7 protein-coding genes are annotated in these 6,525 nt (G+C 49.5%); 4 read left to right on the forward strand and 3 right to left on the reverse strand.

The genetic code is table 11. The annotated features are described in order from the left end of the window. The first annotated feature begins 373 nt into the window (after positions 1-373). The 4 genes from GX466_08125 (at position 374) to GX466_08140 (ending at position 3,421) form a co-directional block, all read left to right on the forward strand. A complete protein-coding gene (locus GX466_08125) occupies positions 374-550 on the forward strand; it encodes a hypothetical protein (GenBank protein ID NLH94161.1) in 177 nt (58 codons plus the stop codon). Between the two features lie 504 nt (positions 551-1,054). Beyond that, positions 1,055-2,197: a hypothetical protein gene (locus tag GX466_08130; GenBank protein NLH94162.1), complete on the forward strand. Its 1,143-nt coding sequence runs from the start codon at positions 1,055-1,057 to the stop codon at positions 2,195-2,197. A gap of 36 nt (positions 2,198-2,233) precedes the next feature. Then, entirely contained in the window at positions 2,234-2,920 is a 687-nt protein-coding gene (locus GX466_08135) for a DUF3800 domain-containing protein (protein NLH94163.1), read from the forward strand. Between the two features lie 3 nt (positions 2,921-2,923). Then, entirely contained in the window at positions 2,924-3,421 is a 498-nt protein-coding gene (locus GX466_08140) for a hypothetical protein (protein NLH94164.1), read from the forward strand. A 486-nt stretch (positions 3,422-3,907) separates the two neighbouring features. On the opposite strand, the gene GX466_08145 is transcribed toward GX466_08140, so the two are convergent. The 3 genes from GX466_08145 to GX466_08155 all read right to left on the reverse strand — a co-directional run. Further along, positions 3,908-4,138 carry a NifU family protein gene (locus GX466_08145; GenBank protein NLH94165.1) on the reverse strand — a complete coding sequence of 77 codons (231 nt, stop codon included), beginning with the start codon at positions 4,136-4,138 and terminating at the stop codon, positions 3,908-3,910. Positions 4,139-4,240: 102 nt separating this feature from the next. Beyond that, positions 4,241-4,711, reverse strand: coding sequence for a hypothetical protein (locus GX466_08150; protein ID NLH94166.1), 471 nt, complete (start codon positions 4,709-4,711; stop codon positions 4,241-4,243). Between the two features lie 317 nt (positions 4,712-5,028). Then, on the reverse strand, positions 5,029-6,525 hold a 1,497-nt coding region (locus GX466_08155; GenBank protein NLH94167.1), incomplete at its 5' end, for an efflux RND transporter permease subunit.

Raw genomic sequence — 6,525 nt, forward strand, 5'->3', positions numbered from 1 at the left:
AGCTGCATGCTATATGTAGAATCCTTGATATCCGCTGAATCCGCGTGAACCTCTTCCTTGCCGTTCGTTAACACACTCTATTTGCTGTCTGATGCGCCTCCCGAAAGCCTCCCGCAGCCGGCGCGGGGATTGTCGGAGAGCGGTTTGGGGGGCATTTTTGCGCGCGTTAACATGCCCCTCTATAAACATGCGTATGAGAAAAACGGGGGTGGGCGAAAAAATCTTCAGAAAGCGCCAAAAACTTTTGCCAGCGGTATCTTCCGGTCCGCCGATCTGATGAAAGCCATCGCCCTCAACCCCTCCAAACCTGGTTCCTGAAAAACAAAGTGGAAGGAAAATCCTGCGCCTGCTGCAAAAAGCGCCGGAACAGGAAATGACCCACAGCCGGCTGCTGTGCCTTTCGCACATGACCTCCCGGGAGTTCCGAAGCTGCATCGAATCGCTGATCGAGAGGCAGGCCATCATCTGCCATGAACACAGGGGCACAAACAACAAAATAGCCCTGGAATACTCTCTCAATCCCGTATTGGCCGGGATCGACATAAGCTGAGAAAGGAAACGGGCCGGTGAAAACCGGCCCGTTTTTGGGTGTCAAATTCACAAATTCCCAAATTCCCTTTCTCCGGACCTTTTTTACCCCGGTCCGGGAGGAGAATATCCAACATACTGATATATATACTATATAACATAATATATACTAAATTAGTAGGTATTAGTAGTTAGATAGGTATCTATATGTTATATATGGATATATGTTAGTCTATTGTCCCGGATGCTGCACCTGCCCTCTGCGGGGGTCGCTAAGAAGGGAACTTGGGAATTTGTGAATTTGACCTGGGAAAGGTTCTGAATTGCAGTGTTCCGGTCCTGGTTCTGGCATGATCCCCCTGGCGTGACAGAGTCAACACTTCATCCCGGACTTGATCCTGGAGCCGGAAAAAGAATTGGATGCCGGCCTGCGAAGGCAGGAGGGATTCGAGGGTCGCGGAAAATAACCTTGACAGATTAGGGGATAAAGATAACTTGCAAAAATCAATAATCCTGTGAGGGAAACGTGATCGAACTTAGGAAAGACATCGACGACATCAGAAGGATGCTGAAGGCAAACCTTTTTCAGGATGAGCAACATGTGCGCTTTTCCTTGGTTGGAAGAATTTGTCAGTCTTTGGGATGGAATATATGGGACCCTTCCGAGTTCTATACTGAATACAAGGTAAAGAAGATACCTCCCAAAAACCTCAGTAAAGATGTGACCGGAAAGGTTGACATTGCCCTCTTCATCCCGGAAAAGACATCCGAGGGCGCCGAGGTCTTCATCGAAGTTAAAACCGCCGGAAGGTTGGAGTATGAAATGGTCTCCGGGGAATTGCAGTTACTTACCTACAACACTTACCACAAGTCAGCTATAAGCATTCTCACCGACGGCATCCAATGGCGCTTTTACTTGCCTACAGCGGGAGGCGATTTCGATGACAGGCTGTTCAATGAGCTAAATCTCCGAGATGATGACCCTGATGAAGTCTGCAGAGTGTTTGAGCAGGTGCTGAAGAAGGACAATTTCCGTAAAAAAGCTGTGGACACCGCCGAAGCCATGCGGAAAGAGCGAAAAAAAATTATCAGCATCAATTTGATTAAAGATGACGCAGGCATAATTGCAGAAAAACTTGACCAACCCATCCATATCATCGCCCAAAGGCTATTGAAAACCAAATACAAGCTATCGATGCCTTTGGAAGAGATTGAGGCGCTGTGGGAGCGCACAATACCCGGAAGCAGCAAGCTATCAACTCCTAGTCCTGACATTAAAGCCCCCACGACACCTGACCCGCCAAAAGGGAGAAACGGCCTGCCTCCCAAACCTGCTGACATATACACTTTCAAGAGAGTTAAAAGGGTGTTTGTCATAGATGGCTGGCATGAAGCGAAAAACTGGGGAGATGTTAAGGTAATCGTGTACAACCGCCTACTGGACGGATTGAAAAGCGGTAACCTTTCAAAAACCTATGGCGTGTCTCAAGACCCCAAAATCTACCGTAGGCCGGCTTCCCTGAGAGACGGGTATTACACCGATTTAAACCTCAGCTCTTACAACGTGGTCTGGCATTGCCACGTGGCCTTGTATTCGTTGGGATACGATCCGATAAAAGACCTTAAGATAGAAATGGAGGGGAACAATGAAAGCCATGAAAGAAGCTGATATCTTGAAAACAGACTTATCAAGAGTATGACAAAAATGAGATACAGTATTTTCTGTGATGAGTCTGGCCATTTACTTGATTTGCAGCAAAAGGTGATGGTATTGGGTGCTTTGCAAGCACCCAAAGAGCGCGTTGCCAGTATTTCAGCCAAACTAAAGCAGATCAAAAGAGATCATGGATTAAATGAACATTGGGAACTGAAATGGACCAAGATATCAAATTCGAAAATTGATTATTACAAAAGCATAATAGACTACTTCATGGATGAGAAAGACCTACACTTTAGATGTGTAGTTGTTCCCGACAAAAATATCCTGGATCATGAGAGATTCGACCGCAGCCACGACGATTTTTATTATGTGATGTTTTACTACGCTTTGCGGGAGATGATCTATAATCGTAATAGCTATGATGTGTTCTTTGATTACAAAGATGCCTTTCAGAGTGAGAAACTCTATGTTCTCAAGAAGTATTTGCAAGATCAATGTGTGATCAATGTTGATAGCCTGCGGCTTCACACGATACAATCTTATGAATCTCAGCTAATACAACTAACAGATTTACTCATCGGAGTAATCGGTTACGCAAATAAAGAGATTAAATCCAGTGCTGCAAAAACTGAATTAGTGGATTATACTCAAAGCCAGGTGAAAGTGTCTTTGGTAAGATCATCGGCTTTATTCAATAAAAAGTTCAATGTGTTTGTGTGGTCTCCAAGATAGATAATGATAGATTTAGAGAGTTTTATTGCAAAAAGATCATCCGAGTTTGAAGACTACAATGACTACATAGACTATCTTTATGATTTGTTCTGTGAAGATTGGATATATGAGCCTCCTGAGTTTTTGAGAAGATGTGTAGAATTCGACGGTGTAAAAAAGACTAAGGGCAAAGAAGAAACTTTCTGGAAGATAGTCAGTACAGCTTCATCTAAACAATATGGCTCACGCGCCTCTGAAGACAGAATAATCCACTATCAAAGGGCAGAGAGGATTAAGTGGGCAAAACAGATCGTGGAGAGCTTTCCTGATCCTGAGATTAAATACTGGATAGAATATGACGGGAGATGTAAACGGCACCACTTGTACTATAGAAGTGACTATATTGTGGTAATCGGAGAGTATCCAAACAAAATGGTTTTGGTTACTGCTTTTTATGTACTTCCAAAGAACAGAAAATACTACGATGATCGATACATAGAATACAAAAAGATGCCGCCGTAACGACATCTTAACCCAGTTAGCCATTGGCAAATGGGCAGCAGATACATAATTTTCAATTGACTATATGCTGTCAAGCTTTTTTTCTGAAATCGCAGTTGTGATATCATAGCTCAAGGTCTGTATATATCTGAAACAGTGAAAGAAAAAGCGGACGGGGTTTCAAGCCGTCCGCCAATTCCTTTCAGGGCCGCTACCGGTCATCCGCGCAATCCATGTAATCTGTATGAGGCTCTTTTTCGGGGAGACGCAAAATAAATCCGGAAAACCCATTTTTCTCATACGCACGTTCATAGGGGGAGGCATTTTCACTCGTGCGGAAAAATAAGGCTCACTACACACCCTCGCTAACGTTATGTCGCCCTACGGGCTTGATTAACCGGATTACCCACCCGGTTTGAAAGTGAGCCTAAATTAACTTGAACAAAAAACCGGAGCCCAAGCTTGGCCTGGGTTCCGGTATAACCGTTTGAGGGTGGGGTTTTAGAGCTATCTCACCGAGATGACTTCCGCCACTTCTGGGATTTCTTCCTTGATGATGCGTTCGATGCCGGCCTTGAGGGTTAGGGTGGCCATCGGACAGCCGTTGCAGGCGCCTTTGAGGCGAACCTCGATAACGTTGTCCTCGCGGATATTCACCAGTTCAACGTCGCCTCCGTCGGCCTGGATGGAGGGGCGGATTTTGTCCAATATGGTTTCGATTCTTTCCGTTGTGATCATTTTGGTTCCTTATTAAGAATTAATTGCTTCCGATATGATAACAGGAAAAGCGCGGAAGACAAATCTCCCGCGCCGATATTATCCCGCTCTGTGAGGCAGGGGTCAGAGTTTGCAGGAAATGCCGATCTTGCCGCCGGAGACGAATCCGCCGCCAAATTCGAGGTTCAAGCCCAGGCGATCATTGAAGTAATAGCGTCCGCCAACCTGCACTCCCAGGCCGAGCCCTGAGTTGTGTGCATTTTCATGGCCATCGTCGGGCAACCAGACATCGAAGCCGAGGCAGAGGCCGGCATAGAAGTCCGTGTTGGAGGGCATGTTGAGCAGATTGACAAAGTGGTAGTTGCCGTTGCCATAGATGCCCACCCAGGAGCCGTGATTGTGGAAGCGCAGGGTAGCCTCGCCGCCCAGGGTGATATCCGGGGTGACGCCATAATCGACACCCATATAGATGGGCACGCCCCAAGTGGATAAGCCAGCTCCGATGTTAAACTGCGACTGGCCAACGTTTAGGGGCAGCGCGAACACGGAGGCCGCGCCAATCAGAAGAACGAGTAAAAGCAGTGCCTTTTTCATTTCTTATCCTTTTTACGTTTATTGCTCCCTGTCCGTTGCGGCAGGGAACCGATTCTTTTGTCTTACCAATATGAATAGATTAAGCCGTTCCATCGCGGGGGCAAACAAATCTTTGCCCGGCCGAACCCAAGCCAGCTTGGCAAACGAAGGCAACGGCTTCGATAAGCCCACTTCACAAGGGCATCCAGCCCTGGAACGTTTGGCAAAGGCGGGATGGAGCCAGCCAAAGGTTCAGTCGATGAAAAAGAGCCTTGCCGGATAATCCGCGCAGGACGGAAAACCGGCAAGGCCCTTCAGCAAAGCCCGGAGGCTTTATATCAGTCGGATTTGGCCTGCTTTGTTGTCAGGTAATAAAACGCCGGGATGATGACCAGGGTGAGGAAGGCGGAAACGAGCAAGCCGCCCATCATCACGATTCCCATCGGCATTCGGAGTTCCTTGCCGGCGGGACCGACTCCCAGAGCCATGGGCAGCATTCCGATAACGATGGCCAGGGTGCTCATGATGATAGGCTTGAGTTTTGTCTCCCCGGCTTCCATCAGGGCTTCGTAAGCAGAGATTCCCTGTTTGCGGCGCAGGTTCGCGTAATCGAGCAGCAAAATGGCGTTGTTCACCACGATTCCCACCAGCATGATGATGCTCATCAATGAGACCAGGTTGAAGGTCTGTCCCGAAATCAGCAGGGAGAAGATGACGCCGATCACGGCCAGGGGCACCGTTCCCAGGATGAAGAGCGGCTGGACGAGGTTTTCGAGCATGGCTGCCAGCAGCATGTATGTCAGCAATACCGCCAGGATGAGGGTTTTGAGCATGTCTTTCACCATTTCGCCGAGCATTTCCGCGCTTCCGCCCCAAACTATCTTGTAGCCGCGGGGAAGTTCGACATCTTCCAAACGCTCCTTGACGGCGGAAATCACGTCGCCCATGGTGGCTCCCTCGGCGACCCCGGCGGTGAAGACCACCGCCTTGCTGCGGTCGCGGTGGGTGATGCGGTTGGTCCCCTCCCCGAAGGATACATCCGCCAACTGGGAAAGCAGGTAGGGCTGGTAGTTCACCACAACGCTGAGGTTGCCGATTTTATCCGGGGAATCCACAGCGGCGTCCTCCAGCGAAAGCTTGATGTCATACTGGTTGTCGCCTTCGTGATACTGGGTGGAGACCATGCCTTCGACAGCGGCACGCAGGGCCAGGGCGAGGTCGTAAACGGTGGCTCCCACCGCCGCCATCTCCGCCCGTTTCGGGGTGATGGTGAGTTCGGACCTTCCGCCGCGGGTGCTGGTGTCCAGGTTGATGAGGCCGGGCGTGTCCTTGATGCGGTTGGTGATAGTGGTTTTGAGCTGTTCCAGGCGGGCGTTGTCCTGTCCCTGGAGATAGAATTCCAAGCCGGTGTCCTCGCCGAATCCGGAGCTGACGGCGCTTACCTTGATCCGGGCGTTGGGGATGTCCGCCAGTTCCCTGGTTACGCGGTCCGCCAGTTGTTTTGAATTCAGCTTGCGGCGGTTTGGCTCCACCAGTTTGATGCTGCTGGAAGCCAGGTTGGTGCCGGTGTCCACGTAGCCAGCGGAACCGAGGTTAGTGATCACGTGGCTGATTTCGGGGTGTTTGCCCAGGCGCTCGTGGATGGTTTGCAGGGTCGAGGCGGTCTGGTCCAGGTTGGAGCCCTGGGGAAGCTCCACCGTCAGGGACATTGCCCCCTGGTCCATTTCCGGCATGAATTCCAGACCCACCACCGGAATCAGGGCAAAGCTGACCACCAGAACCGCCACGGTGATGATAATGATTCCCCGGCTGCGTTTTTTCGAGCTTAGCACGCG

Source organism: Candidatus Cloacimonadota bacterium, assembly GCA_012516855.1.
Taxonomy (GTDB): Bacteria; Cloacimonadota; Cloacimonadia; order Cloacimonadales; family Cloacimonadaceae; genus Syntrophosphaera.